The sequence below is a fragment of the Neobacillus niacini genome, from assembly GCF_036961885.1.
Classification (GTDB): domain Bacteria; phylum Bacillota; class Bacilli; order Bacillales; family Cytobacillaceae; genus Neobacillus; species Neobacillus niacini_H.
Map to the genome: position 1 here is coordinate 13,744 of NZ_JBALNQ010000001.1, position 15,030 is coordinate 28,773.

The window sequence follows — 15,030 nt, forward strand, 5'->3', positions numbered from 1 at the left end:
TATTCCAAACCTTTGTTTGGTAAAGTAAATTTTAATTATATTTGGAGGTAATAGAATGAAAATGATGGATGCAAACGAAATTATTTCTTTTATTCAAAATAGTAAAAAATCAACACCCGTAAAGGTTTATGTGAAAGGTGATTTGGAAGGAATTGACTTTGGAAGCAATACTAAAACCTTTATAAATGGTAATACTGGAGTTATCTTTGGTGAATGGGCTGATATTAACCCAGCACTAGAATCAAACCAAGCAAAAATTGAAGATTTTGTAGTTGAAAATGATCGCCGCAATTCTGCGATTCCATTATTAAATACGAAACATATTAATGCTCGTATCGAACCAGGTGTTACGATTCGTGACCAAGTCGAAATCGGTGATAATGCTGTTATCATGATGGGGGCTGTTATTAATATTGGAGCGGTTATTGGAGAAAAAACGATGATTGACATGGGTGTTGTCCTTGGGGGCAGAGCTACAGTCGGTAAGAACTGCCATATTGGTGCTGGTACCGTTTTGGCTGGTGTTATCGAACCGCCGTCCGCACAGCCTGTTATTATCGAGGATGATGTGCTAATTGGCGCAAATGCTGTAGTTTTAGAAGGTGTTCGAGTTGGTCAAGGATCAGTAGTTGCTGCCGGTGCAGTAGTTACTAAAGATGTGCCGCCGTATACAGTTGTAGCCGGTACTCCAGCGAAAAAAATTAAAGATATTGATGAAAAAACAAAATCAAAAACAGAAATCATGCAAGAACTTCGCCAATTATAGACATGAGACAATGCAGAGCGTGGAAATTTTCCACGCTTTCTTTCTAGGATTAAGGAGTGATAGAATGAATCCTTTTGTTAAAATACGACGCGACCTTCATCTTATCCCTGAATTAGGATTTAAAGAATTTAAAACTCAAGCTTATTTATTATCGTACATAGAAACCTTATCACAAGAGCGAATTTCCATTAGAAAATGGAAGACTGGACTTTTTGTCAAAGTTCAGGGTTTAAATCCTATGAAAACAATTGGCTATCGAGCAGATATTGATGGTCTTCCAATCGATGAGGAAACTGGATTGGAGTTTTCTTCACTTCATAATGAACAAATGCATGCATGTGGACATGACTTTCATATGAGTATTGCTCTTGGCGTATTAACACATTATGTGAATAATCCTATTGCCGATGACCTTTTGTTTATATTTCAACCTGCAGAAGAGGGTCCAGGCGGTGCTGAACCAATGCTAAAGTCCGACATTATGCAGGAATGGAAGCCTGATGTTATCTTTGCCTTACACATCGCGCCAGAATACCCTGTGGGAACGATTGCACTTAAAGAAGGGTTATTATTTGCGAATACATCAGAACTATTTATCGACTTAAGGGGAAAGGGTGGACATGCAGCCTACCCGCATTTAACAAATGATATGGTGATTGCTGCCTGTTCACTCGTTGGACAGCTCCAAACCATTATTTCTCGTAATGTAAATCCATTAGATAGTGCTGTCATCACCATTGGTAAAATAACAAGCGGGACGGTTCAGAACATAATTGCAGAAAGGGCTAGACTCGAGGGGACGATTCGAACACTTTCTGACGAGTCTATGGATAAAGTTAAACATCGCATTAACGCTGTGGTAAAAGGGATTGAGACCGGCTTTGAGTGTGAGGCGGTAATTGACTACGGCTCAATGTACCACCAGGTATACAATAACGAGGAAATTACCAGAGATTTCATACAATACATGAAGACTCAAACTACGGTTGAAGTGATCGAATGCAAGGAAGCAATGACTGGTGAAGATTTCGGATATATGCTGAAGGAAATACCAGGCTTAATGTTTTGGCTAGGAGTGGATTCGACATATGGACTTCACCATTCGAAGTTAGACCCAAAGGAAGAGGCAATTGACGTTGCTATCAACATTCTCACTAGTTACATCAGCTATCAAGGTAATCGATGAATTTTTAGAATAGAAAAGATTGTTACATAATCGTCGTTTATTCTTGATATAAAAAGGGCAAACCAATTAAGGGACTATTATTAATTATTTGGAGGGATTTAGATATGCCAGAACGTATGGTAGCTAAGCAAGCACCTAGATTTGAAATGGATGCAGTATTACCTAACAAAGAATTTGGGAAAGTAAGTCTTGAAGAAAACATGAAAAATGACAAATGGACTGTTTTATTCTTCTATCCAATGGACTTTACTTTCGTTTGTCCAACAGAAATTACCGCAGTTTCAGATCGTTTTGAAGAATTTGATGATTTAGATGCAGTTGTTATCGGTGCTTCTACTGACACCATTCATACACACCTTGCTTGGATTAATACTGACCGTAAGAACAATGGTCTAGGTGAACTTAACTATCCGCTAGCAGCAGATACTAACCACGTTGTTGCCCGTGATTACGGCGTTTTAATTGAAGAAGAAGGGGTGGCACTTCGTGGTTTGTTTATTATCAGCCCAGAAGGTGAGTTAATGTATTCTGTAGTTAACCACAATAATATCGGCCGTGATGTAGATGAAACATTACGTGTACTTCAAGCACTACAAACAGGCGGACTTTGTCCGGCTAATTGGAAGCCAGGTCAAGCTACATTGAATGTTTAATTCTTAGGAGACCTAACAAATGGTGTTAGGTCTTTTTAAAGAAAGGGGATATGTCATGAAATTACGTGAGCCAATGCCAGAATTAACTGGTGCTGTTGAATGGTTAAATGGAGAAGTGACGAAGGGTGACTTAGTAGGTGAAAAACCTACGCTTGTCCATTTCTGGTCAGTCAGCTGCCACTTATGTAAAGAAGCAATGCCGCAAGTGAACGAATTCCGTGACCAATATAAAGATAAATTAAATGTGGTAGCTGTGCATATGCCCAGGTCGGAGGAGGACTTAAACCTCGATCAAATAAAACAGGTTGCCGCAGAACATGGAATTAATCAGCCAATTTTTGTTGATAGTGAACATAAATTAGCTGAGGCCTTTGAAAATCAATATGTTCCTGCTTACTATGTATTCGATCGTGAGGGAAAACTTCGCCATTTTCAAGCAGGTGGAAGCGGCATGAAAATGCTCGAAAAAAGAGTCAATCGTGTATTGGATGAATTAGAAAAAACGGAATAATCTTTACAGCAAAAAGGACTGTTCGCTTTGACGAGCAGTCTTTTTTGCTTTTTTGTAACCAAGTAAGTTTTTTATCGTCGGTATTAATAAGACATAAAGGGGGCCGTTATATGAAAAAACTACTGGGTTTATTTATTTTGATCATGATGGTGCTCTTCCTCGCTGCCTGTAGTTCAAGCAGTAAAAGTGAAGAAGCAAAGATTAGTAGTGATAGTAGTAGTGGAGAAATGTATTCAGGCAAGGCTGATATGCCGAATAAATCAGAAATATCATTTGATAACAATGCAAAACAAGGGGAAGCTCCCCCAATGGATATCGAAGTCCCTAATCAAATGGTCATCTATCAAGCGGATTTACAGTTGAGGGTGAAGAAGTTTGAACAAACTTTACAATCCATCGAAGACCATGTAACAAAATATGGTGGCTATATCTCGGAGTCTAATATCTCTAAGGATGGTGTTGAACAAGTAAGTGGCAGTATTACAGTTCGGGTTCCTCAAAAGAGTTTTCAAGCTTTTTTACGTGACGCAGAGGGGCAGGCCGCAGAGGTTTTACAGAGACGGATCACTGGTACAGATGTGACCGAAGAATATGTTGACCTTGACTCGAAACTAAAATCGAGAAGAGTAGTTGAAGAGCGGTTAACTACCTTCATGCAATCAGCAGAAAAGACAGAGGATCTTTTAAAGATTTCAGCAGATCTTGCTAAAGTTCAAGAGGAAATCGAAACGATTTTAGGGAGAATGAAGTTTTTAGAAAATCAAACCACTCTGTCAACCGTACACATCTCTCTTTATGAAAATAAAGTCATTGTACCTGACCTTGAGGATGGCGATCTTAATACCTGGGACAAGACGAAGAAACAATTTATGAAAAGCACAAATATGCTCCTAGCTGGCATTTCAGGACTGGTAGTCTTTCTACTAGGTAATTTACCAATATTAATAATCCTAGCAGTTGCTGTAGTAAGCATTTACTTTTATATAAAGAAAAAGTCGAGGAGAAATCGGAACGAGTAAATTGGTATATTCAAATATATTGGATATGCTAAAATGAAAATAGTTAATTGATTTTTTGCTGGGGGAGTTTTAGTGAAGAAAAATTTTGCAGTAATAGGTTTAGGCCGTTTTGGCGGGAGTATTTGCAGAACTCTTTCTGATGAAGGTTTTGAGGTACTGGCAATTGATAAAAACGAAGAAAGGGTAAATTCCTTTGCGATGATTGCCTCTCATGCTGCTGTTGGCGATACCACCGATGAGGCAGTGCTAAAGAGTCTTGGCATTCGAAACTTTGATCATGTAATTGTCGCAATAGGTGATGATATACAATCGAGTATTTTAACTACGTTAATTTTAAAGGAGCTTGGAGTAAATCATATTACGGTTAAGGCTCAAAATGATTATCATGAAAAAGTTCTTGTGAAAATTGGTGCCGATAAAGTGGTTCACCCAGAAAGAGATATGGGAAGAAGAATCGCTCATAATATGGCCTCAAGCAGCGTTTTAGATTATCTTGAACTATCTGATGAACATAGTATTGTTGAAATCGTCGCAAACAGCAAAATAAGCGGTCATACCATTATTGATTTAGACATTCGAAAAAAATATGGTCTAAATATTGTAGCGATTAAAAGAGGAATGGATATCATCGTTTCACCAAAAGCAAATGAAGATATTCTTGTCAATGATGTATTAATCGTTATTGGCACAGACGATGATATCGACAGATTTGAACGAAAAGTAATGAGTTAAAAAAGGAAGCGCTCCGAATGGGGCGCTTCCTTTTTTCTAAACTTCCATTATAATTGGTAAAATCATTGGTCTGCGTTTTGTTTTCTCGTATAGGAATGGTGCTAACGTATCAGTAATTTCATTTTTAATTTCTGACCACTGACTTGTTTTGCGTTCCATGACTTTATTTAGGTGCTTCGTAATTAGGTTTTGAGCGTCGTTAATTAAATCCCCTGACTCTCGCATATAAACAAACCCTCTGGAAATAAGATCTGGACCTGAGGCGATTTTGAATTCCTTCATGTTAATGCTTACCACTACAACGACTAATCCTTCCTCAGACAGGATTCTCCTGTCTCGTAAAACAATATTCCCGATATCGCCAATACCACTGCCATCAATATAGACAGATCCAGAAGGGATCTTGCCTGCCACTTGCGCACTGTTATCTGAAAGAGCTAAGACTTCACCATTGTCCATGATGAAACAATTACTTTCTTCCACACCGCAATCAACTGCAAGCTTGGAATGCATTCTTTGCATTCTATATTCTCCGTGAATCGGCATAAAGAATTTGGGTTTGATTAGGCGTAACATAAGTTTTTGTTCTTCTTGACCACCATGTCCAGATGTGTGAATGTTACTGAGTTTTCCATGAATAACTTCAGCACCCGCCCTGAATAACAAGTTAATCGTTCTGTTAACACTAATTGTGTTTCCAGGGATTGGTGATGATGAAAATACGACCGTATCCCCAGGAATAATCTGAATTTGTCTATGAGTCCCATTCGCAATTCTAGATAAGGCAGCCATAGCTTCACCTTGGCTTCCAGTACATAGAATCGTGACTTTATCTGCAGGGAGTCGGTTAATTTGATTGGATTCGATAAACGTTTCTTTAGGTGCATTTATATAGCCGAGTTCTTGACCGATATTTATTGCGGATTCCATACTGCGGCCAAAAACGGCTACTTTTCTCCCATTGGCAACGGCAGCCTCAACAACTTGTTGCAGTCTGTAAATATTGGATGCAAAGGTTGCGAAAATCAAGCGGCCCGAAACTTTACGGAAAATATCATCAATGCTTTCACCGACAAGTCGCTCTGACATTGTAAACTCTGGAATTTCACTGTTTGTACTATCGGAAAGTAAACATAAAACGCCTTCTTTACCGATTTCTGCCATCTTGGTTAAATTAGCAGGTTCACCAACTGGGGTGAAGTCAAATTTGAAGTCGCCTGTATGGACAATTTGCCCTGGAGGCGTCTTTACGACAATACCGTATGAATCTGGAATACTGTGGGTTGTTCGGAAAAAAGTAACTGACGTTTTACGGAATTTAATAACATCGTCTTCTTGGATAGGAATAAGCTTTGCAGTTCGTAAGAGACCATGTTCTTCTAACTTATTTTTAATTAGGCCTAATGCAAGCTTACCACCGTAGATAGGAATATTTATTTCACGAAGTAAATAAGGGATTCCGCCAATATGGTCCTCATGTCCATGTGTAATAAATAATCCTTTTATTTTATCTTCATTTTTTACTAAATAAGTGTAATCTGGAATTACATAATCAATTCCTAATAGCTCGTCCTCTGGAAATTTAATTCCAGCATCTATCAGAATGATTTCATCCTGAAATTGTACTGCATAAGTATTTTTACCAATTTCCCCCAAACCGCCTAAAGCAAAAACAGCAGTTTGATCATTTTTTACAAATTTCATATATCAAATCTCCAATACATTATAATCTTCATTTAGTTTTTCGTATTCTAAAAATGCTCCTGTTACCGCTTGTACTAATTCAACGTTAAATCCCCGTGCCGCAATTTTTTTTCTGACGTCCCTAACCGATTCTCCTTCCACATAGAGAACTTTTGTATTCTCTCTTACAGGGACTTCTTTACTGTTTTCTTGAAAGTAAACTTTAAATACCATAATAAATTCGCTCCTTAATCGATCATGACTTTTTCTATTATATAAAATAATTACATTTTTTTCATTTAAATTCACTCTTTACCTAAAAAGTAAACACATAGACCTTTAGAAAAAATATGTAAATAAATGCACTGATTATCAATTTACAATAAGGAAGGAGCCCTTCGCAAGTTTGAAGGGCTCGAAAAAGGTGTTGTTAAGCAATTGTTTTTTTTCTGAGTAATTCTTTCCACTGTTTTAAGAGCTTCTTTCTCAGCTTCTTTAACATAGTGGATCATCTCCTTACTTCCTATTTTAAACGATCCTTGTCCAATGTAAAGCAAGCGAGGTTAGAATATGAAAGATTTTTTTTATTTTATACTAATATTATATGGTAAAGACAAGAATTCTTTCATGGTTAAAGATGGAAGAATTGTGAAAGTTTAATAAATTGACAATTAGTCTTGTAATTATTAGTGTTTATAAGAGGGAATTTATAAACATGCTAATTTTATTATTAAAGCAAAGAGGAGTTAAAAATATATGAAGAAAATTGTTTTTTTTGATATAGATGGAACATTGCTGGACCATGAGAAAAAACTCCCGAGCAGTGCAAAAAAGGCAATCCAATTATTAAAAGAAAATGGTGTGTTTGTAGCGATTGCGACTGGAAGGGCACCTTTTATGTTTACTAACTTAAAAAAAGAACTAGATATTGATTCATATGTTAGTTTTAACGGTCAATACGTGGTATTTGAAAATGAAGCGATCTATAGAAATCCTCTAAATGAGTTAAAGCTAGAAAGTTTCCTTCAAGAAACAAACGCTAATGAACATCCATTGGTTTTTATGAATGAATTAACCATGAAGGCCACAACAAAATACCATCCATATATTGAAACAAGCATGGGCAGTCTTTTATTTCCTCATCCGGAAGAAGATAAATCATTTTATGTCCAGAAAGAAATTTATCAATCCCTGCTTTTCTGTAAGGAAGACGAGGAAAAGTTTTATTTTGAAAATTTCCCTGAATTTGATTTTATAAGATGGCATCCCTATTCAGTTGATATATTACCTAAAGGTGGTTCTAAAGCTGAAGGGATTAAGAAGATGATCGACAGGCTGGGTTTTGAGTTGAAAGATGTTTATGCATTTGGTGATGGTTTAAATGATTTAGAAATGCTTAAAGCTGTCGGGACGGGTGTTGCAATGGGGAACGGAGTCCCAGAGGCTAAAGCTTTGGCAAATTTAGTGACGACTGATGTCTCTAAAGATGGGATATGGAATGGATTAAAGGAACTAGGACTTATTTAAACAGATCGAAGAGCAAGAGCAGTTGGGCTCTTGCTCTTCTGTTATCTTTCAATGGCGATTGCCCCTTCAATTGGTTTAAATGGGTCCTGTTTATTGATGTGATCATAAAACATAATTCCATTTAGATGGTCAATTTCATGTTGAAAACAAATCGCTGGAAGGCCTTTTAAACGGAGTTTAACTTCCTCACCCTCAAGTGAAACCCCTTTTACTGTAATTCGGGCAAATCTTTCAACATACCCAGGAAACTCTACATCGACAGAAAGGCACCCTTCGCCTGAAACTAAGTAAGCCTTTTCGACAGAATGGCTGACGATTTTCGGATTATACAAAGCATAGCTGTATAGATTTCCCTTGTCATCATGAAGATGAACAGCAATCATCCGTTTGGAAACATTTATTTGTGGTGCAGCTAAACCGATCCCAGGTCTTAATCCTAATTGCGAAGAAAGCTCAGGGTTTTGGCTGTTTTTTACATATTCTAAAAGACTTTTAAGGATTTCTACTTCCTCTTCCGATGGCGGCATTGATACTTCTAATGCTACTTTTCTTAGTGTAGGATGGCCGTCTCGAATGATATCATCCATCATTAACATGATTCCATTCACTCCTGTTTATAAAACTAAATATTGATATTCATTAGTTTATCAGACAATTCCTCAAATGTTAATTGTAAGTATACCAATCATAAAGATGTCGCCGATTAATCTCTTAATGGTTATTGTCAAAAATAAAAAGTATAGATATAGTAAGAATTGTAGTCAGTAAGGGGGTTGCCACTTGTCAATTTTTAGTTTTAAACGAATTATTTTTTCCGTTTTTGCAGGTATGATCTTATTATCAGGCTGCATTAACAAAGAACCTGCGGCTGAAAAAATGTATCAAGTGTTAGAAGACGTTGTGGAAGCAGAAAGAGAGTTTGAGGAGCAGCAAAAGCCACTTGTATCATTAGAAAAGCAAGAAAAGGATATATATAATCAGATTATGGCACTAGGAATGAAACAGCATGATGAGATTGTTAAGCTTTCCGACGAAGCACTTTCGATAATCGAAAAAAGACGTGAGCTTTTACAAAAAGAAATTGAAAGCATCAACGCTTCAAAAACCGAATTTAAGAAAGCAAAAGAAATAAAGAATGAAATAACGATTTCAGCACAAAAGAAAAAGGCAGAAGAACTATTCATGATAATGACCGATCGATATAAAGTACATAGTCAGCTTTCTAAAGAATATTTAATGGCCTTAGATAGTGATAAAGATTTGTATATAATGTTAAAAAATGAAAGTGTATCTTACGACAAGCTGGAAGAACAAGTTACTAAACTAAATAATACTTATCAAAAGGTATTCGAGAAAAATGAAGAATTTAATGATTACACTGCACAATATAATGAGAAAAAACTAGAGTTTTATAAAGAGGCAGGGCTAAATCTAAAAAACGATGAGTGAAAAATCGGCTAAAATGGTCGATTTTTTTTTATAGCACGAAAACATTTTAGTGTAACAGTAATAAGATGTTAGTGGTACAGAAGTTAAGAAAAAAATTAAAGTTAATAACATTTACATGGTGTAAAATAATCAAGCAGAGTATTTGACGAGTTAATTTAGATGATGTACACTCATAATGGAAATAAATATTGTACCATTAATTTTCCGAAAAATAATAGTACAGTACTAACTGGTTAATTTAATATTAATCATAAATGTTGTTTTAGATTTAGGGTAATCTAATATGAGTGGAATTATTTTTACATTATTGTAATGAAAGAAAGGAAGATGTGACGAATGGCTTCTAAAACCCAGAATGCTCAGGTCGATGCTAAGAAAGTACTTGAAGTAGTAGAAGATCAGTTTACTACGCTTCAAATTTTAAATGAAGAAGGCGAAGTTGTTAATGAAGCAGCAATGCCTAACTTAAGCGATGAACAGCTCCAGGAATTAATGCGCCGTATGGTTTATACACGTATTTTAGACCAGCGTTCCATTTCATTAAACCGCCAAGGAAGACTTGGATTTTATGCACCAACTGCAGGACAAGAAGCATCACAGCTGGCTTCTCAGTTTGCTCTAGAAAAAGAAGATTTTATCTTACCTGGATATCGTGATGTTCCGCAAATTGTGTGGCATGGCTTGCCTTTATACCAAGCATTTTTATGGTCCAGAGGTCATTTGGCAGGCGGTCAGATTCCTGACGGAGTCAATGTGGCAATCCCTCAAATCATTATTGGTGCTCAGTATGTTCAAACTGCTGGTGTTGCACTAGGCTTTAAAAAACGTGGCGTAAAAGCTGTTGCTATTACATATACAGGTGACGGTGGAACATCACAAGGTGATTTCTATGAAGGAATGAACTTTGCAGGTGCATACAAAGCTCCAGCCATTTTTATTGCTCAAAATAACCGTTTTGCGATTTCAACTCCTGTTGATAAGCAAACAGCTGCGAAAACACTAGCTCAAAAAGCAGTAGCAGCAGGTATCCCTGGTATCCAAGTCGATGGTATGGATCCATTAGCTGTGTATGCAGCTACTCATGAGGCACGCGAACGTGCGATTAACGGTGAGGGACCAACATTCATCGAAACACTAACTTACAGATATGGACCACATACAATGGCTGGAGATGACCCAACGCGTTATCGGACAGCAGAGCTTGATAATGAGTGGGAAAAGAAAGATCCACTTGTACGTTTCCGTAAATTCCTTGAAAAGAAAGGAATTTGGAGTGAAGAAAAAGAAAATGAAGTAATTGAACAAGCAAAAGAAGATATCAAAGAGGCAATCAAAAAAGCTGATGGAGCTCCTAAACAAAAGGTAACGGATTTAATTTCTATCATGTATGAAGAAATGCCTTTCAACTTAAAAGAACAATATGAAATTTATACTGCAAAGGAGTCGAAGTAAGCCATGGCTCAGATGACAATGATTCAAGCAATTACTGACGCGATGCGTGTAGAATTGAAAAATGATCCCAATGTTTTAGTTTTTGGTGAAGATGTAGGCGTTAATGGCGGCGTATTCCGTGCAACAGAAGGTCTACAAAAAGAATTCGGTGAAGATCGTGTATTTGATACACCTCTAGCTGAATCAGGAATTGGCGGTTTAGCGGTGGGACTGAGCTTACAAGGTTTTCGTCCTGTTCCAGAAATCCAATTCTTCGGATTTGTTTATGAAGTAATGGATTCTATTTCTGGTCAAGCTGCACGTCTTCGGTATCGTACTGGCGGTAAATTTAATGCACCTATTACGTTTCGTTCACCATTTGGCGGCGGCGTACATACACCAGATATGCATGCAGACAGCTTAGAAGGTCTTATGGCTCAACAGCCTGGAGTGAAGGTTGTTATCCCATCAACTCCTTATGATGCAAAAGGTCTTCTTATCGCTTCAATTCGTGATAATGATCCAGTTATTTTCTTAGAACACATGAAATTATACCGTTCTTTCCGTCAAGAAGTCCCTGAAGGTGAATACACGATTCCACTTGGTAAGGCTGATGTAAAACGTGAAGGAACTGATATTTCCATCATTACTTATGGTGCAATGGTTCATGAATCATTAAAAGCTGCTGAAGAATTAGAGAAGGAAGGTTTCTCTGCAGAAGTTATTGACTTGCGTACTGTAAGTCCAATTGATATTGAAACGATCATTGCTTCTGTTGAGAAAACAGGTCGAGCCATTGTAGTCCAAGAAGCACAAAAGCAAGCTGGAATTGCAGCAAACGTTGTTGCTGAAATTAACGACCGTGCTATTTTAAATTTAGAGGCACCTGTACTTCGTGTAACAGCGCCAGATACTATTTTTGCTTTCCCACAAGCTGAAGCAGTTTGGCTTCCAAATTACAAAGACATAATTGAAACAGCGAAAAAAGTATTAACGTTCTAATAACTAAGGGAAAAGTAAAATCTATTTAAAATAGGAGGATGAATCCCAGTGAGCGCAACAGCAACCACATTCCAATTTAAAATGCCTGACATCGGTGAAGGTATTCATGAAGGCGAGATTGTTAAATGGTTCATAAAGCCAGGTGATAAAGTCCAAGAAGATGATATCCTTTGCGAAATTCAAAATGATAAAGCAGTAGTTGAAATACCTTCTCCTGTTGAGGGAACTGTTCTTGAAGTAAAAGTTGCCGAAGGAACTGTAGCAACAGTTGGTCAAGTTTTAGTAACCTTTGATGCTCCAGGATATGAAAACTTACAATTTAAGGGTGACGAGCACGCTGAAGAAGCACCAAAGCAGGAAGAACAACCAGCGGCAGCACCAGCAGCAGCTACGGCTCAAGAAACTACGCCACCACCAGCACCACCAGCATATGGTATCGGAGTAACACAACCACAAGGACAAGTGGAAGTAGACCCTAATCGCAAAATTATTGCAATGCCATCTGTTCGTAAATATGCGCGTGATAAAGGTGTGGTAATTACTCAAGTACCTGGATCTGGTAAAAATGGACGCATCGTCAAAGCTGATATTGACACATTCTTAAGTGGCGGAGCACCTGCAGCGGCAGCGCAAGTGGCTGAAACTCCTGCAGCAGCTGCACAGGCGGAGGCAGCAGCACCAAAAGCCGCTCCAATTCCACAAGGTGAATATCCTGAAACTCGCGAGAAAATGAGTGGTATCCGTAAAGCAATTGCTAAGGCAATGGTGAATTCTAAACATACTGCTCCACACGTAACCCTTATGGATGAAGTCGATGTAACAAAACTTGTTACGCATCGTAAAAAATTCAAAGAAGTGGCTGCAGCTAAAGGCATTAAGCTAACATTCTTACCATATATCGTAAAAGCATTAACAAGTGCATTACGTGAGTACCCTGCACTTAATACCTCACTTGATGATGCAACTAGTGAAATTATTCATAAGCATTACTATAATATTGGAATTGCCGCTGATACTGAAAAAGGATTGTTAGTACCAGTTGTTAAAGACGCCGACCGCAAGTCAGTGTTTGCAATTTCTAATGAAATTAATGAATTAGCTGGAAAAGCACGTGACGGAAAGCTTGCTCCTAATGAAATGAAGGGTGCTTCTTGCACGATTTCAAATATCGGTTCTGCTGGCGGTCAATGGTTTACACCAGTAATCAATCACCCTGAAGTAGCTATTCTTGGTGTAGGTAGAATTGCAGAAAAACCAATCGTTCGTGATGGTGAAATCGTTGCTGCTCCAGTCTTAGCATTATCATTAAGCTTTGACCACAGAATGATCGATGGAGCTACAGCTCAAAATGCATTAAATCATATTAAGCGATTATTGAACGATCCAGAACTATTGTTAATGGAGGCGTAATAAATGGTAGTAGGAGATTTTCCAATTGAGACCGATACTATAGTCATTGGTGCTGGTCCTGGCGGTTACGTAGCTGCAATTCGTGCAGCACAATTAGGACAAAAAGTTACAATTGTTGAAAAGGAATATATTGGCGGAGTTTGTTTAAACGTAGGTTGTATTCCCTCAAAAGCAGTCATTGCTGCTGGTCACCGTTACGAAGTAGCGAAACACTCCGATTCATTCGGAATTAAAGCTGAAAATGTAACAGTTGATTTTTCAAAGGTTCAAGAATTTAAAGCTGGAATCGTGAAAAAGCTAACTGGTGGTGTTGAGGGTTTATTAAAGGGAAATAAAGTTGAGATTGTACGTGGAGAAGCATACTTTGTCGATGGTAATTCATTACGTGTGATTGGTGAAAATTCTGCCCAAACATACAACTTTAAAAATGCCATTATCGCAACAGGTTCTCGTCCAATTGAGCTTCCAACTTTTAAATATTCAAAACGAGTACTAAATTCAACAGGTGCATTGAATCTACAAGAAGTTCCAGAAAAAGTGATAGTTATTGGCGGCGGTGTTATTGGAATAGAGCTTGGTGGTGCCTATGCTAACTTTGGTACTCAAGTAACTATCTTAGAAGGTGCCGATGAGATTTTAGGTCTTGGTGTCTTTGAAAAGCAAATGGCTGCCCTTGTTAAAAAGACTATGAAGAAAAAAGGCGCAGAATTCTATACAAAGGCAATGGCTAAAGGTGTAGAAGAAACTGAAAATGGTGTTGTTGTAACCTTTGAAGTAAAAGGTGAAGAAAAGAAAATCGAAGCAGACTATGTTTTTGTAATGGTTGGACGCCGTCCGAATACGGACGAAATGGGCCTTGACCAAATTGGTGTGAAGGTAACAGACCGCGGATTGATAGAAATTGACAATCAATGCAGAACAAATGTCTCGAATATTTATGCAATCGGTGATGTTGTTGCAGGTCCTCAATTAGCTCATAAAGCATCTTACGAAGCTAAAATCGCTGCAGAGGCGATTGCAGGTCATAATGCTGTCATTGACTACTTAGGTATCCCTGCAGTAGTATTCTCTGATCCTGAACTTGCCAGCGTAGGGTATACGGAAGTACAGGCAAAAGCAGAAGGAATGGACGTTATAGGTTCAAAATTCCCATTTGCTGCGAATGGACGAGCATTATCTCTAGATAGTGCAGATGGCTTTGTTAAATTAGTATCACGTAAAGAAGATGGTGTCTTGATCGGTGCACAAATTGCCGGTGCAAGTGCATCAGATATGATTGCTGAGTTAGGATTAGCAATTGAAGCAGGGATGACAGTCGAAGACTTAGCGTTAACGATCCATGCTCATCCAACATTAGGAGAAATCACAATGGAAGCTGCTGAAGTAGCCCTAGGAACTCCAATACATGTATTAAAATAATAAAAAAGTCCTTTCCGTTTATTAAATGGAAAGGACTTTTTTTTTATCGAAAAATATATATATCTACTAATTTCATACATATATTTAAGAAAGGCTTTGTTAAATGGTTAAATGATTTTATAACATTGTTGATTTGTGCGGAAGGCACGAGACTCCTCGAAAATGCTATCGCATTTTCTTCGTGCGTGGGCAAACTCAAGGATGTAATTCAATGTCCTGCAGGAGGACGGGACAGGGGAGAC

The 15,030-nt window shown here is 37.8% G+C and carries 15 protein-coding genes; 12 read left to right on the top strand and 3 right to left on the bottom strand.

What is annotated here, in order from left to right; translation table 11 throughout:
* Nucleotides 1-55: 55 nt before the first annotated feature.
* The 6 genes from dapD to V7124_RS00115 all read left to right on the top strand — a co-directional run bounded on the left by dapD (nt 56) and on the right by V7124_RS00115 (nt 4,867).
* On the top strand, nt 56-766 hold the full coding sequence (gene dapD, locus V7124_RS00090) for a 2,3,4,5-tetrahydropyridine-2,6-dicarboxylate N-acetyltransferase (protein ID WP_335410377.1): 711 nt from the start codon (nt 56-58) through the stop codon (nt 764-766).
* Nucleotides 767-830: 64 nt separating this feature from the next.
* Nucleotides 831-1,952 carry an N-acetyldiaminopimelate deacetylase gene (locus V7124_RS00095; RefSeq protein ID WP_335484899.1) on the top strand — a complete coding sequence of 374 codons (1,122 nt, stop codon included), beginning with the start codon at nt 831-833 and terminating at the stop codon, nt 1,950-1,952.
* Between the two features lie 104 nt (nt 1,953-2,056).
* Nucleotides 2,057-2,605 (top strand): peroxiredoxin, encoded by a 549-nt coding sequence (locus V7124_RS00100; protein WP_335410371.1) that lies wholly within the window; start codon nt 2,057-2,059, stop codon nt 2,603-2,605.
* A gap of 55 nt (nt 2,606-2,660) precedes the next feature.
* On the top strand, nt 2,661-3,116 hold the full coding sequence (locus V7124_RS00105; protein WP_335410639.1) for a TlpA family protein disulfide reductase: 456 nt from the start codon (nt 2,661-2,663) through the stop codon (nt 3,114-3,116).
* A gap of 110 nt (nt 3,117-3,226) precedes the next feature.
* Nucleotides 3,227-4,135, top strand: a complete 909-nt coding sequence (locus V7124_RS00110) for a DUF4349 domain-containing protein (protein ID WP_335484901.1) — start codon at nt 3,227-3,229, stop codon at nt 4,133-4,135.
* Between the two features lie 72 nt (nt 4,136-4,207).
* Complete coding sequence (locus V7124_RS00115; protein WP_335410368.1) at nt 4,208-4,867, top strand: potassium channel family protein; 660 nt, start codon at nt 4,208-4,210, stop codon at nt 4,865-4,867.
* A 36-nt stretch (nt 4,868-4,903) separates the two neighbouring features.
* On the opposite strand, the gene rnjA is transcribed toward V7124_RS00115, so the two are convergent.
* Both rnjA and V7124_RS00125 read right to left on the bottom strand, forming a co-directional pair.
* Nucleotides 4,904-6,571 carry a ribonuclease J1 gene (gene rnjA / locus V7124_RS00120; RefSeq protein ID WP_335410367.1) on the bottom strand — a complete coding sequence of 556 codons (1,668 nt, stop codon included), beginning with the start codon at nt 6,569-6,571 and terminating at the stop codon, nt 4,904-4,906.
* A 3-nt stretch (nt 6,572-6,574) separates the two neighbouring features.
* Nucleotides 6,575-6,784 carry a DNA-dependent RNA polymerase subunit epsilon gene (locus tag V7124_RS00125; protein WP_335410365.1) on the bottom strand — a complete coding sequence of 70 codons (210 nt, stop codon included), beginning with the start codon at nt 6,782-6,784 and terminating at the stop codon, nt 6,575-6,577.
* A 522-nt stretch (nt 6,785-7,306) separates the two neighbouring features.
* Between V7124_RS00125 and V7124_RS00130 the strand changes: the two genes are divergently transcribed.
* Nucleotides 7,307-8,077 (top strand): Cof-type HAD-IIB family hydrolase, encoded by a 771-nt coding sequence (locus V7124_RS00130; RefSeq protein ID WP_335484905.1) that lies wholly within the window; start codon nt 7,307-7,309, stop codon nt 8,075-8,077.
* A gap of 41 nt (nt 8,078-8,118) precedes the next feature.
* Here V7124_RS00130 and def read toward each other — a convergent pair whose 3' ends face one another.
* Nucleotides 8,119-8,673: a peptide deformylase gene (def, locus tag V7124_RS00135; protein WP_335410361.1), complete on the bottom strand. Its 555-nt coding sequence runs from the start codon at nt 8,671-8,673 to the stop codon at nt 8,119-8,121.
* A gap of 184 nt (nt 8,674-8,857) precedes the next feature.
* Here def and V7124_RS00140 point away from each other — a divergent pair, with 184 nt between their 5' ends.
* The 5 genes from V7124_RS00140 (at nt 8,858) to lpdA (ending at nt 14,788) form a co-directional block, all read left to right on the top strand.
* Nucleotides 8,858-9,526 carry a YkyA family protein gene (locus tag V7124_RS00140; protein ID WP_335484906.1) on the top strand — a complete coding sequence of 223 codons (669 nt, stop codon included), beginning with the start codon at nt 8,858-8,860 and terminating at the stop codon, nt 9,524-9,526.
* A gap of 336 nt (nt 9,527-9,862) precedes the next feature.
* The gene (gene pdhA / locus V7124_RS00145; protein ID WP_335410358.1) at nt 9,863-10,978 is read left to right on the top strand and encodes a pyruvate dehydrogenase (acetyl-transferring) E1 component subunit alpha; all 1,116 of its coding nucleotides are present in this window, start codon (nt 9,863-9,865) and stop codon (nt 10,976-10,978) included.
* A gap of 3 nt (nt 10,979-10,981) precedes the next feature.
* A complete protein-coding gene (locus V7124_RS00150) occupies nt 10,982-11,959 on the top strand; it encodes an alpha-ketoacid dehydrogenase subunit beta (RefSeq protein WP_335410356.1) in 978 nt (325 codons plus the stop codon).
* A gap of 81 nt (nt 11,960-12,040) precedes the next feature.
* Nucleotides 12,041-13,369, top strand: coding sequence for a dihydrolipoamide acetyltransferase family protein (locus V7124_RS00155; protein WP_335485189.1), 1,329 nt, complete (start codon nt 12,041-12,043; stop codon nt 13,367-13,369).
* A 3-nt stretch (nt 13,370-13,372) separates the two neighbouring features.
* The gene (gene lpdA / locus V7124_RS00160; RefSeq protein WP_335484909.1) at nt 13,373-14,788 is read left to right on the top strand and encodes a dihydrolipoyl dehydrogenase; all 1,416 of its coding nucleotides are present in this window, start codon (nt 13,373-13,375) and stop codon (nt 14,786-14,788) included.
* The last annotated feature ends 242 nt before the right edge of the window (nt 14,789-15,030 follow it).

Excerpts from the sequence above, each read along its gene's own strand:
- V7124_RS00110 (WP_335484901.1), top strand. The coding sequence starts at position 3,227 with ATGAAAAAACTACTGGGTTTATTTATTTTGATCATGATGGTGCTCTTC.
- dapD (WP_335410377.1), top strand. The coding sequence starts at position 56 with ATGAAAATGATGGATGCAAACGAAATTATTTCTTTTATTCAAAATAGT.
- V7124_RS00095 (WP_335484899.1), top strand. The coding sequence starts at position 831 with ATGAATCCTTTTGTTAAAATACGACGCGACCTTCATCTTATCCCTGAA.
- def (WP_335410361.1), bottom strand. The coding sequence starts at position 8,673 with ATGTTAATGATGGATGATATCATTCGAGACGGCCATCCTACACTAAGA.
- rnjA (WP_335410367.1), bottom strand. The coding sequence starts at position 6,571 with ATGAAATTTGTAAAAAATGATCAAACTGCTGTTTTTGCTTTAGGCGGT.
- V7124_RS00105 (WP_335410639.1), top strand. The coding sequence starts at position 2,661 with ATGAAATTACGTGAGCCAATGCCAGAATTAACTGGTGCTGTTGAATGG.
- V7124_RS00125 (WP_335410365.1), bottom strand. The coding sequence starts at position 6,784 with ATGGTATTTAAAGTTTACTTTCAAGAAAACAGTAAAGAAGTCCCTGTA.
- V7124_RS00155 (WP_335485189.1), top strand. The coding sequence starts at position 12,041 with ATGCCTGACATCGGTGAAGGTATTCATGAAGGCGAGATTGTTAAATGG.
- V7124_RS00100 (WP_335410371.1), top strand. The coding sequence starts at position 2,057 with ATGCCAGAACGTATGGTAGCTAAGCAAGCACCTAGATTTGAAATGGAT.
- lpdA (WP_335484909.1), top strand. The coding sequence starts at position 13,373 with ATGGTAGTAGGAGATTTTCCAATTGAGACCGATACTATAGTCATTGGT.
- pdhA (WP_335410358.1), top strand. The coding sequence starts at position 9,863 with ATGGCTTCTAAAACCCAGAATGCTCAGGTCGATGCTAAGAAAGTACTT.
- V7124_RS00130 (WP_335484905.1), top strand. The coding sequence starts at position 7,307 with ATGAAGAAAATTGTTTTTTTTGATATAGATGGAACATTGCTGGACCAT.
- V7124_RS00150 (WP_335410356.1), top strand. The coding sequence starts at position 10,982 with ATGGCTCAGATGACAATGATTCAAGCAATTACTGACGCGATGCGTGTA.